The organism is Streptomyces sp. NPDC057280 (assembly GCF_042668605.1).
GTDB lineage: Bacteria > Actinomycetota > Actinomycetes > Streptomycetales > Streptomycetaceae > Streptomyces.
This window is the reverse complement of record NZ_JBHUYR010000004.1, coordinates 1-17,572: the sequence shown is the minus strand read 5'-3', so window position 1 is coordinate 17,572 and position 17,572 is coordinate 1. Positions and strand designations below refer to the sequence as shown.

Genomic DNA, 17,572 nt, shown 5'->3' with positions numbered 1-17,572 from the left:
GCTCTCAGAACCTCTCCGGGAAGATCAGGGCGAGGACGAGATAGCCCAGCAGGGCGACGGCCACGACGAGGCCGACGATGTTCTCGGCGGTCACAGCTTCGTCACCCCCTTGGCGACGAGAGCCACCAGCGCGAAGCACGCGATCGTGGTGACGACGAAGGCCAGATCGGCCATCGTGAGCTCCTGGAGTGAGGTTCGTTCGAACAGGGACACTCCGAGCAAACATCGCTACCGCACGGGAACACCCGCCGTTGACGCCTCCCATACGGCCCACGGCCCGCCCTTGACGCCTCCCTGACGCCAGCGGTCCACGAAGCCCCGCCCGAGCCCCGGCGTGACGCTGGGTGTCCACCCCCGCCCCGGCCCATCACCCCGTCCCCCGGACAGCGCAACGGACGGCCACCCACCCCACACGCTCCATCCTTGACGCGTGGCAAGGGCCCGCGGCCCCAGTCTTAACGGACTTTTGACGCCCCCGACCCCCTGATCCGTGGGCCCATGCGTCACTCTCCGCTTACGCTGAATCCGCCGTCCGTGTGATGGCCGGAACCGTACGGAACCGCACTCCGAGCCGCACATCAGGAGCCCCCGATGGCCACCACCGAACACCCCCCTCCCAGTCGCCTGCGCGCCTGGATGCTGGAGGGCCTGTCCGACATGGCCAAAAGCCAGGACCAGGGCCAGGGCCGGCCGGCGGAGCATAAGGATTCCACGCCGGAGCACGAGGGCCAGCCCTGGTACCGGGTCATGTGCCTCACCGGCGTCGACTACTTCTCCACCCTCGGCTACCAGCCGGGCATCGCGGCCCTCGCGGCCGGCCTCCTCTCCCCCATCGCGACGATCGTCCTGGTGATCGTCACCCTCGCGGGCGCCCTGCCCGTGTACCGCCGTGTCGCCGAGGAGAGCCCCCACGGCCAGGGCTCGATCGCGATGCTGGAGCGCCTGCTCACCTTCTGGAAGGGCAAGCTCTTCGTCCTGACCCTGCTCGGCTTCGCCGCGACGGACTTCCTGATCACCATCACCCTGTCCGCCGCGGACGCCTCCACCCACCTCGTCGAGAACCCGCACCTCAACAGCGCCCTGCACGACCAGCAGATGCTGATCACCCTCATCCTGGTGGCGCTGCTCGGCGCGGTGTTCCTGAAGGGCTTCCTGGAGGCCATCGGCGTCGCGGTCGCCCTGGTCGGCCTCTACCTGGCGCTGAACGTCGTCGTCGTGATCGTCGGCCTGTGGCACGTCATCACGGCCGGCCACGTGGTCACCGACTGGTCCAGCGCCCTGACCGCCGAGCACGGCAACGTCTTCGTGATGATCGGCGTCGCCCTGGTCGTCTTCCCGAAGCTCGCCCTCGGCCTCTCCGGCTTCGAGACCGGCGTCGCGGTCATGCCACACGTCAAGGGCGACCCGGGCGAGACGGAGGAGAACCCGGCAGGCCGTATCAGGGACACGAAGAAGCTCCTGACCACGGCCGCGCTCATCATGAGCTGCTTCCTGATCGCGACCAGCTTCATCACCACCCTCCTGATCCCGGAGAAGGAGTTCGAGTCGGGCGGCCAGGCCAACGGCCGCGCCCTCGCCTACCTCTCGCACGAGTACCTGGGCGGCGCCTTCGGCACGGTCTACGACGTCTCGACCATCGCCATCCTGTGGTTCGCCGGCGCCTCCGCGATGGCGGGCCTGCTCAACCTGATGCCCCGCTACCTCCCCCGCTACGGCATGGCCCCGCACTGGGCCCGCGCCGTACGCCCCATGGTGATCGTCTTCACCCTGATCGCCTTCCTGGTCACCTGGATCTTCGACGCCGACGTGGACGCCCAGGGCGGCGCGTACGCCACCGGCGTCCTCGTCCTGATCAGCTCGGCGGCGATCGCGGTGACGATCGCGGCGCGCAAGGCGGGCCAGCGCAACTGGACGATCGGTTTCGCGGTCATCTCCGCGGTGTTCCTGTACACGACGGTCGTCAACGTCATCGAGCGCCCGGACGGCGTCAAGATCGGCGCCTGCTTCATCGCGGGCATCATCCTGGTCTCGCTGCTCTCCCGCCTGGCCCGCGCCTTCGAGCTCCGCGTCACCAGCGTGACCCTCGACCCCATGGCGGAACGATTCATCCGGGACATGGCCAGCCGCAAGATCCGCTTCATCGCCAACGAGCCGGACAACCGTGACAAGGCCGAGTACCGCGACAAGATCGAGCAGATCCGCGAGGACAACGACATCCCCGGCCAGGAGGACTTCGTCTTCGTCGAGGTGACGGTCACCGACCCCTCGGAGTTCGAGGCCGGCCTGACGGTCCGCGGTGAGGTCCTGCACAACCGCTACCGCATCCTGACCCTGGAGTCGTCCTCCATCCCCAACGCCCTGGCCGCGCTGCTCCTCCACGTCCGCGACATGACGAGGTGCACCCCGCACATCTACTTCGAGTGGACCGAGGGCAACCCCTTCGCCAACTTCCTCCGCTTCTTCCTCTTCGGCCAGGGCGAGGTGGCCCCCGTCACCCGAGAGGTCCTCCGCGAGGCAGAACCCGACCGAGCCCGCCGTCCAAGGGTCCACACAGGCTGAAGCCGGGGCTTCCGGCAGGCCGACGCCCGACCACGACCCCGCTCCCGTCTCCCCCTATCGTGACCGCATGCAGTCCTACACGATCGGCCAGGCGGCCCGCCTGCTCGGCGTCAGCCCCGACACCGCCCGCCGCTGGGCCGACGCCGGCCGCGTCACGACCCACCGCGACGACAGCGGTCGCCGCCTCATCGACGGCCGCGACCTCGCCGCGTTCTCGGTGGAGCTGGCCAAGGGCACCGCGGCCGACGACGAGCCGTCGTACACCTCGGTCCGCAACGCCTTCCCCGGCATCGTCACCGCCATCAAACTCGGCGACGTGGCCGCCCAGGTGGAGATCCAGGCCGGCCCGCACCGCCTCGTCTCCCTCCTCACCCGCGAGGCCGTGGAAGAACTCGGCCTGGAGGTGGGCATGGAGGCCACGGCCCGGGTGAAGTCGACGAACGTCCACATCGACCGGACGTAGAAAAGCCACGGACACCCTCATACCGGGCACAACCCGCCCAGACCCCTACGGTTGATGCCCATGACCCTGAGCATCCGCAACCAACTCCCCGGCACCGTCACCGCCATCACCTCCGGCGAGGTCATGGCCACCGTGGGAATCCGCCTCACCGGCGGCCAGAACCTCACCGCGGCGATCACCAAGGAAGCCGTCACCGCCCTCGGCCTCGCCCCGGGATCCCCCGTCCGCGCCCTGGTGAAGTCAACGGAGGTGGCCCTCGCCACCGGCCCGGTGGAGGGCCTCTCCATCCGCAACCAGCTCCCCGGCACGGTCACCGGCATCACCACCGGCGCCGCGATGGCCTCCGTGAAGATCGCGTTCGACGACATCGAACTCACCGCGGCCATCACCAAGGACGCCGCCGAAGACCTCGCCCTCGCGGCCGACACCCCGGTCGTGGCCCTGATCAAGTCGACCGAGGTCTCCCTCGCCACCCCGTAAAACGAGCGGGCCCCGCCGAAGCGGGGCCCTCTCCCGAAGCACGGTCGGCCTCAGTCCTCGTACGCGTCCAGCGGCGGGCACGAGCACACCAGGTTCCGGTCCCCGAAGGCCTGGTCGATCCGCCGTACCGGCGGCCAGTACTTGTCGGCGACCACGACCCCGCCCGGGAACACGGCCTCCTCACGGCTGTAGGCGTGCTCCCACTCGCCGCCGAGCGCCGCGGCGGTGTGCGGGGCGTTCCGCAGCGGGTTGTCGTCCGCGGGCCACTCCCCGGCCCCGACCTTCTCGATCTCCGCGCGAATGGCGATCATCGCGTCGCAGAACCGATCCAGCTCGACGAGGTCCTCGGACTCGGTCGGCTCGATCATCAGTGTCCCGGCCACCGGGAACGACATGGTCGGCGCGTGGAACCCGTAGTCGATGAGCCGCTTGGCGACGTCGTCCACGCTCACGCCCGTCGCCTTGGTCAGCGGCCGCAGGTCGATGATGCACTCGTGCGCGACCAGCCCACCGGGCCCGGTGTAGAGCACGGGATAGTGCGGCTCGAGCCGCTTGGCGATGTAGTTGGCGCTCAGCACGGCGACCTGCGTGGCCCGCTTCAGCCCTTCCCCGCCCATGAGCCGCACATAGGCCCAGGAGATCGGCAGAATCCCCGCCGAGCCCCACGGGGCGGCGGAAATCGGCCCGACACCCGTCTCGGGCCCGGCCGCGGGCTGCAGCGGGTGGTTCGGCAGATACGGCGCCAGGTGCGCCCGCACACCGACCGGCCCGACGCCCGGCCCGCCGCCGCCGTGCGGGATGCAGAAGGTCTTGTGCAGGTTCAGGTGCGAGACGTCGCCGCCGAAGTGGCCCGGCTTGGCAAGCCCGACCAGCGCGTTGAGGTTGGCGCCGTCGACGTACACCTGACCGCCGGCCTCGTGCACCTGCGCGCAGATGTCGGCGACGTGCTCCTCGAACACTCCGTGCGTCGAGGGGTACGTGATCATCAGCACCGCGAGCTCGTCCCGGTGCTGCTCGATCTTGGCCCGCAGATCCTCGACGTCGATCTCGCCGTCCTCGGCGGTCTTGACGACGACGACCTTCATGCCGGCCATGACAGCGCTCGCGGCATTGGTCCCGTGCGCGGAGGACGGAATCAGACAGACCGTCCGCTGCTCATCGCCGTTGGCCCGGTGATACCCGCGTACGGCGAGCAGCCCGGCCAGCTCACCCTGCGACCCGGCGTTGGGCTGCAGCGAGACCTTGTCGTACCCGGTGACCTCGGCGAGCCGCTCCTCCAGCTCACGGATGAGCGTCAGATAGCCCTCCGCCTGCTCAGCGGGGGCAAAGGGGTGCAGCTGCCCGAACTCGGGCCAGGTGACCGGCTCCATCTCGGTGGTGGCGTTGAGCTTCATGGTGCAGGAGCCCAGCGGGATCATGCCGCGGTCGAGCGCGTAGTCCCGGTCGGCGAGCCGGCGCAGATAGCGCAGCATCGCGGTCTCGGACCGGTACTGGTGGAAGACGGGGTGGGTCAGGAACTCGTCCTCGCGCACCAGCGCCGCCGGCAGCGCGTCCTCGGCCACCGCGTCCAGCGCCTCGACGTCCCCCTCGACCCCGAACGCGGCCCATACGGCGCCGAGTCGGGCCCGGTCGGTGGTCTCGTCGCAGGCGACGGAGACGTGGTCGGCGTCGACGAGACGCAGGTTGACCCCGTTCGCCTCGGCGGCGGCGGCGACCTCACCGGCCTTGCCGGGCACGCGCACGGTCAGGGTGTCGAAGTAGGCCCCGTGCACGACCTCGACCCCGCCGGCGGCAAGCCCCGCGGCGAGGACACGCGCGTACCGATGGGTCCGCCGGGCGATGCCCTTCAGCCCCTCCGGGCCGTGGTAGACGGCGTACATCCCCGCCATCACGGCGAGCAGCACCTGCGCGGTGCAGATGTTGCTGGTGGCCTTCTCCCGCCGGATGTGCTGCTCACGCGTCTGCAGGGCGAGCCGGTAGGCCCTGTTCCCGTCCGCGTCCACGGACACGCCCACGAGCCGCCCGGGCAGGCTGCGCGCGAACTTCTCGTGCACCGCCATGTAACCGGCGTGCGGCCCGCCGAAGCCCATCGGCACCCCGAACCGCTGCGTGGTCCCGACGGCGATGTCGGCCCCGAGCTCCCCGGGCGACTTCAGCAGCGCCAGCGCGAGCAGGTCGGCGGCGACGGTCACGAGGGCACCGAGCTCGTGCGCCTGGTCGACGACCGCCTTGATGTCGCGTACGGCACCGGAGGCACCCGGGTACTGGATCAGCACGCCGTTGATCTCACGCGCGGCGATGTCGGCGGGAATCCCGTCGCTGAGGTCGGCGACGACGACCTCGACGCCGGTCGGCTCGGCGCGCGTCTGGATCACGGCGATGGTCTGCGGCAGCGCGTCCGCGTCGACGAGGAACAGACCCTTCTTGTTCTTGCCCATGCGCCGGGACAGCGCCAGCGCCTCGGCGGCGGCCGTGCCCTCGTCGAGCAGCGAGGCACCGGAGGTCGGCAGCCCGGTGAGCTCGGCGACCATGGTCTGGAAGTTGAGGAGGGCCTCGAGCCGCCCCTGGGAGATCTCGGGCTGGTAGGGCGTGTACGCCGTGTACCAGGCGGGGTTCTCCATGACGTTGCGCAGGATGACGGGCGGGGTGAAGGTCCCGTAGTAGCCGAGCCCGATCATGGACCCGAGGACCTGGTTCTGGTCGGCGAGCGACCGGAGCTCGGCGAGCACCTCGGCCTCGGTCCGCGCGCCCGGCAGATCGAGGGCGTCAGCGTTCTTGATCACATCCGGCACCGCGGCGGCGGTGAGCTCGTCCAGCGAGCCGTAGCCGACCTGCGCGAGCATCTTGGCCCGGGCCTCGTGGTCGGGGCCGATGTGACGCTGCTCGAAGGGAATCCCCTGCTCGAGTTCGGTGAGCGGAGTGCGGTGGGCGGTCATTGCGGAGGCCTCCTGGTCTGACGCGACCTTCGAGGGACACCACGGCTGCGGGTCCCGGCGGCCTCCCCCTCTGTCATCTCAACCTGAGAGCTTCACCGGACCCCCGAGGGTGCCCGGCTTTCACCGTCGGTGAGAGCGGAAGCCGTCGACACCCGCTCTGCTTTCCAGAGTGACCTCGTCCGTGCGGTACGTGGGCCTGAGAGATTCCGGGGAGGATTTGCTCCTTCGGCGCCCCCGGACGTTCTCCGGAGGACTCTCCCGCACAGGGTCAACAGCCGCTTGCCAGCCTACCAGCGCACAAATAGTCGATCCCTAGAGGAGCCCTCGAGTGGCCACTGGCCCTAATGTGCTCTTTTGTAGTGCTTACGGATGAGTTGCGAGTGGCGACCTAGTGGAGGGCCCGTGCAGACCGACATCGATCCGCGCAATCTGATCGGCCGCAAGGCGTTCGACCGCAACGGCACCAAGATCGGCACGATCGACGAGGTCTACCTCGACGACGCGACCGGAGTGCCGGAATGGGCGGCCATACGCACCGGCCTGTTCTCCCGGGACGCCTTCGTCCCCCTGGAGCCCAGCGAACTGATCGAGGGCACCCTTCAGGTCCCCTTCGACCGCTCCTTGATCAAGGACGCCCCCGACTTCGGCGTCGGCCGCCACCTCTCCCCCGACCAGGAACTCCAGCTGTACCACCACTACGGTCTGGACGTATCCGCACCCCCGCCCCTCCCCGACAGGGATTTCGGCAAACTGGCAGGCACAGAAGAGGCAGACGCCTGACGAGAGCCGACGACCGTCCCGCAGCCGCCGCGATCGCGCCTCACAGGGGCCCCGCACCCGAAAGCGAAACTGTCACGGGTGGTGCGGGCGGGAAACCAAATCCGGCCGAAGGCCGGATGCGCCACCCTCAACCGGCACCAACGGCAAAGGCTCAGCCACAGCCAACGCCTCATCATCCACCCGAAACGTCCGCACCCGCCCCGGCTCGGAATCCGGCGTCTCGAACCGCACGGTCACCCGCCCCAGCCCGCTCCCCTGCACCCATCCGTGCCCGAACTCGGCATGCACCACGTCATGCCCCGCTGCGAACCGCCGCTCGACAGGCGCCTCCACCCTCTCGGCGGCCACCTCCCCGGCGTCCTCCTCGGCAACCTCCCCAGGATCCCCCGCAGCCTGCGCGAACAGATCCTCCTGCGTGTAGTCGGCCAGCCCGGAGACCCCCACCCCCAGCAACCGCACACCCCCCGTGGTGTCGACGGACTCCAGCAGCCGAGCCGCGGCCTCCCTCACCACCGCCGGATCATCGGTCGGCCCCCGCAGCGTCTCGGACCGGGTCAGCGTGGAGAAGTCGTACCGCCGCACCTTCAGCACGATCGTCCGCCCCGACAAACCGGCCCCCCGCAGCCGCAGCACGCACCGATCGGCCAGCCGCTGCACCTCCGTCCCCACCCGCACCCGGTCGTGGATGTCCACGTCGTAGGTGTCCTCGACCGACACCGACTTGGTCTCCCGCTCCGCCACCACGGGCCGCTCGTCATGCGCCAACGCCATGGCGTACAGCCCGTGCCCGTGCGCCTTGCCGAGCAGCCGTACGAGCTCGTCCTCGCCCGCCTCGACGATCTCGTCGACCGTGTGGATGCCGGCCCGCCGCAGATGGTCTCCCGTCGCCGGCCCCACCCCCGGCAGGATCCGCACCGACATCGGCCCGAGCAGCTCCCGCTCGGTCCCCGGATCGATCACCACCAGACCGTCGGGCTTGGCCTGCTCGGACGCGATCTTCGCGAGCATCTTGGACGCCGCGAGCCCCACCGACCCCGTGAGCCCGGTGACCGCCCGTATGTCGGCGCGCAGCTTCTCCCCCGCGAGCCGCGCCGACGCCTCGTCCCAGGCCGCGTCTCCGGCCTCCAGGTCCACGAACGCCTCGTCGAGGCTCAGCGGCTCCACCAACGGCGACAGCGCCCGCAGCAGCCCCATCACCTGCTCACTGATCGCGCGGTAGAACCCGAAGCGCGGCACGAGATACGCGGCATTGGGCGCCAGCCGCCGCGCCTGGGCCATCGGCATCGCGGAATGCACCCCGAAGACCCGGGCCTCGTAGGACGCGGTCGCCACCACACCACGCGGCCCCAGCCCGCCCACGACGACGGCTTTCCCGCGCAGACTCGGCTTGGACGCCTGCTCCGCCGAGGCGAAGAAGGCATCCATGTCGAGATGCAGGATCGTGGGCGCGGTTCTCACATGTCCGATGCTGCCCTACGCCACTGACAATGCCCTCGGTGATACCCCGGGCAAAGCCTCAAACGGCCCGATTGCCCCGCCGCCGCGCCAGCTCGTCGGCCGGGTTGTGCCCCACCAGCGTCTCCCCGGTGTCGATCCGCTCCCCGTGCAGCTGGGACAACGCGCTCTCGACGTCCCGCCACACCACGCCCACGGCGATCCCGAAGATGCCCTGCCCGCCCTGGAGCAGCGCGTGGACCTCGTCGGGCGAGGTGCACTCGTAGACCGTGGCGCCGTCGCTCATCAGCGTCATGCGCTCCAGGTCCCGGAAACCGCTCTCCCGCAGGTGCTGCACGGCGGTACGGATGTTCTGGAGCGACACACCGGTGTCGAGGAAGCGCTTGACGACCTTCAGGACGACGACGTCCCGGAAGCTGTAAAGGCGCTGCGTCCCCGACCCGTAGGCGGGCCGCACGCTCGGCTCGACGAGCCCGGTGCGCGCCCAGTAGTCGAGTTGCCGGTAGGTGATGCCGGCGGCCGCACAGGCCGTCGGACCGCGGTAGCCGATCTGCTCGGACGCCATGGACGTCGCCCCTCCGCTGCTCGGCACGGCCGCCGGTCGCTGCGGAGCGTGATCGGCCGCGTTGCTGTGATGGGGGTCCCCCCAACTCGAACGCAGTTGAGAGCTTGGGGGAGGGTACGGACCGCTAGCCCCGAGACTCCGTCCGGGGGCACCCCCAGCCGTACCGTCGCCGCTGCTTCTCACGCCGACCTCCGTCCTTGACCTGCCTTCTCGACGGTAGGCAGTCACCCGGGGTGCGTCAACGATCGCCACACTCGGCACGCCGAGTGATAATCACCCTAGGAGTGGTTTCCCGCACCCCACCGCGGGGAAAGGCTAGCCGAATGCGCTCGGGGCGGGCCGTAGGACGCTCTCACACGCCGGTGGCAAATGCCGGCATTTCCGTGGTGACCGGACACAGCCGACCCGTCACGGACGGCGAGTCCGCCGGGCCGGCCCCGTCTCACTGGCTGCTGGTGCCGAAGTCCTCGGGCGAGATCTGGTCGAGGAACTCGCGGAACTTCTCCACCTCGTCCTCCTGCTCGTCCGGGATCGCGATCCCGGCGTCGTCGAGCACACCGTCGCTGCCGTAGATCGGCGTTCCGGTGCGCAGGGCCAGCGCTATGGCATCGGACGGCCGGGCGCTCACCTCCACGCCGCTGGCGAAGACCAGCTCCGCGTAGAAGACGCCCTCACGCAGATCCGTGATGCGCACTTCGGTGAGCTCCTGGCCGACCGCCTCCAGCACGTCCTTGAACAGGTCGTGGGTCAGCGGCCGTGCGGGGGCCATGCCCTGCTGGGCGAAAGCGATCGCCGTCGCCTCCCCCGGCCCGATCCAGATGGGGAGGTAGCGGTCGCCTCCCACTTCGCGCAGGAGCACGATCGGTTGGTTGGAGGGCATTTCGACCCGGACACCTACGACATCGAGCTCGTTCACACAGCAACCCTAGGCCGTGCCCGGGACGTTTGGGTAGTCGGGCAGGAAACGGGGGCCCGATCCGGCGTCCGCGCCCTTCAGGGCAGCCGTACACCGAGGGCGGTCTGCACCAGGGCCGCGTGCAGCTTCACCGTCAGCCCCGCCAGTTCCTTCGTACGGGCCTCGGCGTGCGCCCGGGTCTGCGGATTGCGGTGGCGCTTCAGCGGGGCCACCACCTGGTCCACCAGCCCCGCCTCACGATCGGCGGCGGCCTTCATGGCGCGCAGATGCCGCGGCTCGATCCCGAACCGCCCCAGCTCGAGGACGAGCGCCGCCACGGTGACCGCCTCGGCGTCGTACGCCCCGTCCGGCAGCGGGGCGATGAGTCCGTACGACTCCCACTCCTCGAGCTCCTGCTCGCCGATCTCGGCGGCGGCCAGCAGCTCGGACCGGCCGATCCGCGCGGCCGTGGGAGCCTCCCAGGGCTCCTGAAGCGTTTCTCCGTCCCGCTGGCGCCCCACCACGGGCAGCGCCACGGCCTCACCACGCTCCATGGCGTCCAGATGCTCCCGGATCACCTTCAGCGGCAGATAGTGGTCCCGCTGCATCCTCAGCACATTCCCGAGCCGCTCGACATCGCCCGCGCTGAACTTGCGGTACCCCGAGGGGGTCCGCTGCGGCTCGATGAGCCCCTCGGACTCCAGGAAGCGGATCTTGGAGATGGTGACTTCGGGGAACTCGTCGCGCAGCACATTGAGCACCGTGCCGATGCTCATCAGCCCACTGTCCGCGGCGGCGGTGCCATGACCGGCACCGCCGCTCGGTGTTTGAAGCATGGACCTTCCCTGACGGGGTCAGTAGCCCCGCTGGCTCGCGTAGAAGACCAGCCGGTACTTGCCGATCTGTACCTCGTCCCCGTTGTGCAGCGGCACCGTGTCGATCCGCTCGCGGTTCACGTACGTGCCGTTGAGGCTGCCGACGTCACCCACCGTGAACGAACCGTCCTGCTGTCGACGGAACTCCACATGACGACGCGACACCGTCACGTCGTCGAGGAAGATGTCGCTCTGCGGATGACGCCCCGCCGTGGTCAGATCGCCGTCCAGCAGGAAGCGGCTGCCCGAGTTCGGTCCACGACGCACGACCAGGAGCGCGGAACCCTGCGGCAGCGCGTCCACGGCCGCCTGCGCCTCCGGGGAGAGCGTCGGCAGCTGCGTCTGACCGGTCGCCTCGGCGTCGTAGGCCTCGAGACCGGAGATGGAGATGGTGGAGGTCGTCTCGGACGGACGCTCGGGCGCACCGCGCAGCGGCGCACCGCAGTTGGAGCAGAAGCGGCTGTTCTCCGCGTTGCGGTTACCGCACCTCGTACACACCAGGGCCGACATGGAAAACTCTCCACCCGTACTCGAGGTTGACGGTTGCCCGAAACCTATGCCGCCGGACTGCGCAGGGTCAACAGACGGCGCGCCCTGACCTCCCGGAACGCCGCCCACCTGGTCCCGGAACAGGGGGCGCTGGCCCTCCGCGTCTGGCTGTGCGCGATGACGAGCGGTGGCGTTCGCATTGTCGCTACCCTCTCGCGCGCTCTTGCCGAACAACTTCGCAAACAACTTCACGGGCGATTCCCCTTGACCGAAACAGACCCGCCCGTGGGGCAGGACGAACCCTGATTGCATACACCGGCCGACCCGGACATCCTGACAACGTCCGTATCCACCAGACAGTTTCCACCACGCACCACCCAATCGGTGCGCCGACCCCCCGCAACCTCATGCCCTGGCCGGACGTCCCTCATGCACCCCCGGTTCACCGGGAGGACGACCGAGCGTAGTCAGGCTGCTTCGCGGCTCGCAAGGCGTCCACGACGATCTTGGTAGACCGCTCGACGGTGACCGTGGCCTGCTCCTTCTCCAGAGTCTGCACCACGCCTCCAGGAATGTTGAGCGCCGGTTCCAGGTCCTGCGGCTTGCCGATGACCTTGAAACGATAGGGGGCGTTGATCTTGTTCCCGTCGACGCTCACGCTGTTGCCGGAATCGGTCAGATACGTGCCGGCGACCACCCGCACCCCGTTCACCTGGATCGCCTCGGCACCGGCCGCGCGCAGCTCCTGGATCGCGTCGAGCAGCATGTCCGCCTCGACCGTCCCCTTCGTGTCGTCGATGGTCATCGTGATACCCGGCCCCTGCGCGGCCACCGTGCCCGCCAGGATGCCGAGTTGCCGCTCCTTCTCCAGCGTCTGCTTGCGGGCCTCCTCCGCCTGGTCCGAGCTGTTCTCCAACTCGTCACGCTGCTTCTCGAGGCCCGCCTTCTCGTCCTCAAGACGCTGAGTACGGTCATCCAGTTCATCGAGAATGCGAACAAGATCTTCCTGCCGGGCACCGCGCAGCGCGCTGTCGCCGTCGCTGTTCGACGCCACCTGCACGGCCAGCCCGAATCCGAGGCCGAACAGCAGCACGGCGACGATCAGTTGGGCACGCGTGACACGCGGCGGCCACAGCCCCTGGACGAGCCGCTGGCGTCCGGTCGCCCCGGGCTTCTCGTCCTGCTCGGCCCTCTCGTCCTGCTCGGCCTTCTCGCTCTTCTCGGCCGTCGGGACCGCCTCCGGCGCCGTCGCGGGCGTCTCCTCCGGCAGTTCCTTGCGCAGCCTGTTCTCCGGCGTACCGTCCTGGTCGCTCATCGGCCTCACGCCCGGAAGACGTGCCGGCGGATCGCCGCGGCGTTCGAGAAGATGCGGATACCGAGGACGACCACCACACCGGTGGACAGCTGGGCCCCCACGCCCAACTTGTCGCCCAGGAACACGATCAGCGCGGCGACGACCACGTTGGACAGGAACGACACCACGAAGACCTTGTCGTCGAAGATCCCGTCGAGCATGGCCCGCAGACCACCGAAGACGGCGTCGAGCGCCGCCACGACGGCGATCGGCAGATAAGGCTCGACGACCGCCGGAACCTCAGGCCGGACCAACAGGCCGGCCACGACTCCCACGACGAGGCCCAGTACGGCGATCACGATGTGCCCTTCTCAGTTCTCGGCTGTGCTGTACGTACGATCACACTCGTTGCTGCGGGCAGCCGGAGATCCCCCTCCACGGAGATGCCCGTCCGGATGCCGTAGTTCTCCTGCAGGGCGTTCAGATACAGCCCGTCGGCGCTGTTCTGGAACCGGGTGCTCAGCCGCTGCCCGTCCCCCACCGCGAGCACCGTGTACGGCGGCACCAGCGGCCTGTTGTCGACCAGTATCGCGTCACCGGCGGCCCTGATCGCCGACAGCGCCGTCAGCCGCTGTCCGTTGATGGAGACGGCCTCCGCGCCCGATTCCCACAGCCCGTTGACCACGCGCTGCATGTCCCGGTCCCGGACCCGGCCGGTGTCGGAGAACCCGGAGGTCTCACGCGGGTCGCCGTCACCACCGGTGGTGGCCTCCTTGGCGTCGTCCACGACCAGCTTCACACCAGGTCCGCGCACGGCCGTGGCGCCCGACAGAATGCCGACCAGGTCCGCCTGCCCACTGCCGCCGCTGTCCCTGAGCGCCGCGCGCTGCATGGCGCTCACGTCGTCGCGCAGGTCGTCGACCGTGCCCTCCAGCTGGTCGGCCGCGTCCGTCTCCTGGTCGATGCGGTCGATCAGCTCCTCGCGCTCCTTGGCGACGACGGGAGCCGCGACGCGCGCCTGCGCCGCTCCGACGGTCACGACGAGCGCCGCCAGCACCAGGCCGGCGGCAAGCCCGAGCTTCGCCCGCAGCGTCTTGGGCAGACCCCCCTCGCCCGCGGCCTTCTTCCGGGCGGCCGCCTCGGCATAGCCGTCGTCGAGGCTGTGGTCCATGACGTTGGTGAGCAGCGACATGGACGCGTCCGGACGCGAGGGACGCGTAGGTGTGCTCCGAACGGGGGGCTGCTGCGGCATGCCGCACATCGTCGCACGTCGCGACCAGTACCTCCGAACGGCCCCACCGGCGTGCCGGACTGGCCCCCTTGGGGACACTTGTCCGGCACGCACGCGTGCTGGCTGTATCAGCGACCGGCGCTGTCCACGACCGCCGCCCACTCGTCCAGCAGTGCCTGAGCAGAGGCGTCGTCGGGCCCTTCCGCCCACAGATGAGTGACCGCCTCGGCGGGATCGGGCAGCACCATGACCCACCGCCCGTCGGTCTCCACGACCCGCACTCCGTCGGTCGTGTCGACAAAGCGATCCCCGGCCGCCTCCACGACCCGGCGCATCACGAGCCCCTTGACCGCCCAGGGAGTGGCCAGATCCCGCTTGAGCACATGCGCCCGCGGAATCCGCGCGTCGATCTGGCTGAGCGTTAGCTGCGTCCGCGCGACAAGCCCGATCAGCCGTACGAAGGCCGCCGTCCCGTCGAAGACACTGCTGAACTCTGGCACGATGAACGCGCCCTTGCCGTCACCACCGAAGATGGTCGAGTCATCGCGCCCGACCCGCGTCAGGTCGTCGGGCGACGTGGTCGTCCACTCCACCTGCGTCCCGTGGTACGCCGCCACCTGCTCGGCGATCCGGGTGGTGGTCACCGGCAGCGCCACGCGCCCACTGCGCCGCTCCGCGGCCACCAGGTCGAGCATGACGAGCAGCGCCCGGTCGTCCTCGATGATCCGACCCTTCTCGTCGACGAGCGACAACCGCTCGCCGACCGGGTCGAACCGCACCCCGAACGCGGCCCGCGACGACGCCACGATCTCCCCGAGCCGCACCAGCCCGGACCGCCGCACATCGGCGGTCTCCGTGGGCCGTGACTCGTCGAGCCCCGGGTTGATGGTCAGCGAGTCCACTCCGAGCTTCCCGAGCAGACTGGGCAGCACAAGCCCGGCACTGCCGTTCGAGGCATCGACGACGACCTTCAGCCCCGACTCGGCGATCCCCGTCGTGTCGACGTTCCGCAGCAACGACCCGGTGTACGAGTCGAAGACGCTCGCGGGGAAGTGCAGATCCCCGATCTCACCGGGGAACGCTCGCCGGTACTCCTGCCGCGCGAACACCCGGTCCAGCTTCCGCTGACTGCCCTGCGACAGGTCGGCACCGCGCCCGTCGAAGAACATGATGTCGACGGAATCCGGCACCCCGGGCGTCGTCCGGATCATGATCCCGCCCGCACTGCCCCGCGCGGTCTGCTGCCGGGCAACGGGCAGCGGTACGTTCTCCAGATCTCGTACGTCGATGGCGCTGGCCTGCAACGCGGAGATGACCGCCCTCTTCAGCGCACGCGCACCACGCGAGTGGTCGCGGGCCGTGGTGACCGTCGACCCCTTCTTCAGCGTCGTCGCATACGCGCCGGCGAGACGCACGGCCAGCTCGGGGGTGATCTCCACGTTCAGAATCCCTGACACCCCGCGGGCACCGAAAAGATGCGCCTGCCCTCGGGATTCCCAGATCACCGAGGTGTTGACGAAGGCGCCGGCCTCGATGGTCTTGAACGGATAGACCCGCACATTGCCCTGAACGATCGATTCTTCACCGATGAGGCACTCGTCGCCGATGACCGCGCCGTCCTCGATCCGGGCCGCGCGCATGATGTCGGTGTTCTTCCCGACGACACAGCCACGCAGATTGCTGTGCTGCCCGACATAGACGTTGTCGTGCACAACGGCCTTGTGCAGGAAGGCCCCGCTCTTCACGACGACGTTGGACCCCACGACGGTGTGCTCACGGATCTCGACGCCGGCCTCGACCTTGGCGTAGTCCCCGATGTAGAGAGGGCCCCGCAGTACGGCGTCCGGATGCACTTCCGCACCCTCGGCGACCCACACCCCGGGAGAGAGCTCGAAGCCGTCGATCTCGACGTCGACCTTGCCCTCCAGGACGTCGGCCTGGGCCTTCACATAGCTCTCGTGGGTACCGACGTCCTCCCAGTAGCCCTCGGCGACAAAGCCGTAGATCGGCTTGCCTTCCTTCATCAGCTGCGGGAAGACGTCACCGGACCAGTCGACGGGCACATCGGCCTCGACATAGTTGAAGACCTCCGGCTCCATCACGTAGATACCGGTGTTCACCGTGTCGGAGAAGACCTGCCCCCAGGTCGGCTTCTCGAGGAAGCGCTCGACCTTTCCTTCCTCGTCGACGATGGTGATACCGAATTCCAGCGGATTGGGTACGCGCGTCAGACAGACGGTGACCAGCGCGCCCTTCTCCTTGTGGAAATTGATCAGCTCGGTGAGGTCGAAGTCCGTCAGGGCATCGCCGGAGATGACAAGGAAGGCATCGTCCTTCAACGCCTCTTCGGCGTTCTTGACGCTTCCGGCGGTACCGAGTGGCTTCTCCTCATTGGCATAGGAGAGCTCCATTCCGAGCTCTTCGCCGTCACCGAAGTAGTTCTTGACCAAGGAGGCCAGGAACTGGACAGTAACGACGGTCTCGTTGAGCCCATGCCTTTTGAGCAACCTCAGAACGTGCTCCATGATCGGGCGGTTGGCCACGGGCAGGAGCGGCTTGGGCATACTCGAGGTCATGGGGCGAAGGCGCGTGCCTTCGCCTCCGGCCATCACGACGGCCTTCATGTCGGAAGCGTCCTCCTCCAAGAGACGACGGTCTAGCCGACTTCACCCGTCCAGATTGTCCCGCACTTTTCCAGCACGGGCCATCGCACACTAAGACTGCGCCCATCGGCGAGTTCAATCGGCCATGGCGTCCGCACGAACCAGGCGGCGGACTTGTACCACGTAGAGGACTCCTGCCCACCAATACAGGGTTGTACCCCATCCTGCGAACGCCCATCCGAAAATAGCAGCGAGTGACGGCAGCCAGCCAGTTCCGTCACTGAGCAGCAGCAAGGGGAAGGCATACATCAGGTTGAACGTGGCGGCCTTGCCAAGGAAGTTCACCTGAGGTGGCGGATAGCCGTGGCGCCTGAGGATACCCACCATCACCAGCAGAACCAGCTCACGCGCGAGAAGTACAGCGGTCAACCAGATCGGCAGAATCTCGCGCCACGTCAGTCCGACCAAAGTCGAGAGAATGTAGAGCCGGTCTGCCGCGGGATCCAGAAGCCGGCCGAGGCTGCTGATCTGGTTCCAGCGCCGGGCGAGCTTGCCGTCCAGGTAGTCACTGACGCCACTGAAGGCCAGCACCAGAAGCGCCCAGCCATCACTCTGGGGGCCTCCGAACTCAGGCCTGAGGATCAACCACAGGAAGAGGGGCACACCAACGAGCCGCGCCATGCTGAGGATGTTGGGGATGGTGAGGACTCGATCCGTCTGGACGCGAGTCTCCTGGACCTCCACCCGGGGGCCTCCTGTGGGAAACGTGCCAACGATGCCCCCTGACCTTACCTCAACACAAAAAAGCTCCGGCTCTTGGGCATATGCCCAAGAGCCGGAGCTGTAAAAGGAGTTCGGCGGCGTCCTACTCTCCCACAGGGTCCCCCCTGCAGTACCATCGGCGCTGTAAGGCTTAGCTTCCGGGTTCGGAATGTAACCGGGCGTTT

At 68.7% G+C, this 17,572-nt stretch carries 17 protein-coding genes, 1 rRNA gene and 1 riboswitch; of the genes, 4 read left to right on the top strand and 14 right to left on the bottom strand.

Annotation, left to right across the window (positions count from 1 at the left end; genetic code table 11):
* Positions 1 to 4: 4 nt before the first annotated feature.
* Together kdpF and ACFUO4_RS23900 are read right to left on the bottom strand one after the other, a co-directional pair.
* Complete coding sequence (kdpF, locus tag ACFUO4_RS23905; RefSeq protein WP_016434100.1) at positions 5 to 94, bottom strand: K(+)-transporting ATPase subunit F; 90 nt, start codon at positions 92 to 94, stop codon at positions 5 to 7.
* On the bottom strand, positions 91 to 213 hold the full coding sequence (locus ACFUO4_RS23900; RefSeq protein WP_383487989.1) for a hypothetical protein: 123 nt from the start codon (positions 211 to 213) through the stop codon (positions 91 to 93). The genes kdpF and ACFUO4_RS23900 overlap by 4 nt, the downstream gene beginning before the upstream one ends.
* A gap of 378 nt (positions 214 to 591) precedes the next feature.
* On the opposite strand from ACFUO4_RS23900, the gene ACFUO4_RS23895 reads away from it, so the two are divergent.
* From ACFUO4_RS23895 to ACFUO4_RS23885, 3 genes are all read left to right on the top strand, one after another.
* Positions 592 to 2,559, top strand: a complete 1,968-nt coding sequence (locus ACFUO4_RS23895; RefSeq protein ID WP_383487986.1) for an APC family permease — start codon at positions 592 to 594, stop codon at positions 2,557 to 2,559.
* Between the two features lie 67 nt (positions 2,560 to 2,626).
* Entirely contained in the window at positions 2,627 to 3,022 is a 396-nt protein-coding gene (locus ACFUO4_RS23890) for a molybdopterin-binding protein (RefSeq protein ID WP_079310601.1), read from the top strand.
* Between the two features lie 60 nt (positions 3,023 to 3,082).
* Complete coding sequence (locus ACFUO4_RS23885) at positions 3,083 to 3,502, top strand: molybdopterin-binding protein (protein ID WP_383487983.1); 420 nt, start codon at positions 3,083 to 3,085, stop codon at positions 3,500 to 3,502.
* Between the two features lie 50 nt (positions 3,503 to 3,552).
* Here ACFUO4_RS23885 and gcvP read toward each other — a convergent pair whose 3' ends face one another.
* Positions 3,553 to 6,438, bottom strand: a complete 2,886-nt coding sequence (gcvP, locus tag ACFUO4_RS23880) for an aminomethyl-transferring glycine dehydrogenase (protein ID WP_383487980.1) — start codon at positions 6,436 to 6,438, stop codon at positions 3,553 to 3,555.
* A gap of 174 nt (positions 6,439 to 6,612) precedes the next feature.
* Positions 6,613 to 6,709: riboswitch (glycine riboswitch) on the bottom strand.
* Positions 6,710 to 6,840: 131 nt separating this feature from the next.
* Here gcvP and ACFUO4_RS23875 point away from each other — a divergent pair.
* On the top strand, positions 6,841 to 7,218 hold the full coding sequence (locus ACFUO4_RS23875; protein ID WP_079310599.1) for a PRC-barrel domain-containing protein: 378 nt from the start codon (positions 6,841 to 6,843) through the stop codon (positions 7,216 to 7,218).
* Between the two features lie 72 nt (positions 7,219 to 7,290).
* Here the strand turns inward: ACFUO4_RS23875 and ACFUO4_RS23870 are convergent, their stop codons facing one another.
* The 11 genes from ACFUO4_RS23870 to rrf form a co-directional block, all read right to left on the bottom strand.
* Positions 7,291 to 8,676, bottom strand: a complete 1,386-nt coding sequence (locus ACFUO4_RS23870; RefSeq protein ID WP_383487977.1) for a DNA polymerase IV — start codon at positions 8,674 to 8,676, stop codon at positions 7,291 to 7,293.
* Positions 8,677 to 8,734: 58 nt separating this feature from the next.
* Positions 8,735 to 9,421, bottom strand: coding sequence for a MerR family transcriptional regulator (locus ACFUO4_RS23865; RefSeq protein ID WP_383487975.1), 687 nt, complete (start codon positions 9,419 to 9,421; stop codon positions 8,735 to 8,737).
* 259 nt (positions 9,422 to 9,680) lie between these two features.
* Positions 9,681 to 10,154, bottom strand: coding sequence for a bifunctional nuclease family protein (locus tag ACFUO4_RS23860; RefSeq protein WP_004002801.1), 474 nt, complete (start codon positions 10,152 to 10,154; stop codon positions 9,681 to 9,683).
* A 77-nt stretch (positions 10,155 to 10,231) separates the two neighbouring features.
* Positions 10,232 to 10,969, bottom strand: coding sequence for a MerR family transcriptional regulator (locus ACFUO4_RS23855; protein WP_383487972.1), 738 nt, complete (start codon positions 10,967 to 10,969; stop codon positions 10,232 to 10,234).
* Between the two features lie 18 nt (positions 10,970 to 10,987).
* Positions 10,988 to 11,878 carry an FHA domain-containing protein gene (locus ACFUO4_RS23850; RefSeq protein ID WP_383487969.1) on the bottom strand — a complete coding sequence of 297 codons (891 nt, stop codon included), beginning with the start codon at positions 11,876 to 11,878 and terminating at the stop codon, positions 10,988 to 10,990.
* 61 nt (positions 11,879 to 11,939) lie between these two features.
* Complete coding sequence (locus ACFUO4_RS23845) at positions 11,940 to 12,812, bottom strand: DUF881 domain-containing protein (protein WP_383487966.1); 873 nt, start codon at positions 12,810 to 12,812, stop codon at positions 11,940 to 11,942.
* A 5-nt stretch (positions 12,813 to 12,817) separates the two neighbouring features.
* A complete protein-coding gene (locus tag ACFUO4_RS23840; protein ID WP_003988855.1) occupies positions 12,818 to 13,150 on the bottom strand; it encodes a small basic family protein in 333 nt (110 codons plus the stop codon).
* Positions 13,147 to 13,983, bottom strand: a complete 837-nt coding sequence (locus tag ACFUO4_RS23835; RefSeq protein ID WP_383487963.1) for a DUF881 domain-containing protein — start codon at positions 13,981 to 13,983, stop codon at positions 13,147 to 13,149. Before ACFUO4_RS23835 ends, ACFUO4_RS23840 begins: the two co-directional genes overlap by 4 nt.
* Positions 13,984 to 14,150: 167 nt before the next feature.
* Entirely contained in the window at positions 14,151 to 16,646 is a 2,496-nt protein-coding gene (locus ACFUO4_RS23830) for a sugar phosphate nucleotidyltransferase (protein ID WP_383487960.1), read from the bottom strand.
* Between the two features lie 114 nt (positions 16,647 to 16,760).
* Positions 16,761 to 17,369 (bottom strand): CDP-alcohol phosphatidyltransferase family protein, encoded by a 609-nt coding sequence (locus tag ACFUO4_RS23825; protein ID WP_079310593.1) that lies wholly within the window; start codon positions 17,367 to 17,369, stop codon positions 16,761 to 16,763.
* A 108-nt stretch (positions 17,370 to 17,477) separates the two neighbouring features.
* Positions 17,478 to 17,572 (bottom strand): 5S ribosomal RNA (rrf, locus tag ACFUO4_RS23820); the annotation flags it as partial.

Bases quoted from the DNA above. Each gene is read 5' to 3' on its own strand.
- ACFUO4_RS23855 (WP_383487972.1), bottom strand. From the start codon at position 10,969: ATGCTTCAAACACCGAGCGGCGGTGCCGGTCATGGCACCGCCGCCGCG.
- ACFUO4_RS23835 (WP_383487963.1), bottom strand. From the start codon at position 13,983: ATGTCGCTGCTCACCAACGTCATGGACCACAGCCTCGACGACGGCTAT.
- ACFUO4_RS23885 (WP_383487983.1), top strand. From the start codon at position 3,083: ATGACCCTGAGCATCCGCAACCAACTCCCCGGCACCGTCACCGCCATC.
- ACFUO4_RS23830 (WP_383487960.1), bottom strand. From the start codon at position 16,646: ATGAAGGCCGTCGTGATGGCCGGAGGCGAAGGCACGCGCCTTCGCCCC.
- gcvP (WP_383487980.1), bottom strand. From the start codon at position 6,438: ATGACCGCCCACCGCACTCCGCTCACCGAACTCGAGCAGGGGATTCCC.
- ACFUO4_RS23890 (WP_079310601.1), top strand. From the start codon at position 2,627: ATGCAGTCCTACACGATCGGCCAGGCGGCCCGCCTGCTCGGCGTCAGC.
- ACFUO4_RS23895 (WP_383487986.1), top strand. From the start codon at position 592: ATGGCCACCACCGAACACCCCCCTCCCAGTCGCCTGCGCGCCTGGATG.
- ACFUO4_RS23845 (WP_383487966.1), bottom strand. From the start codon at position 12,812: ATGAGCGACCAGGACGGTACGCCGGAGAACAGGCTGCGCAAGGAACTG.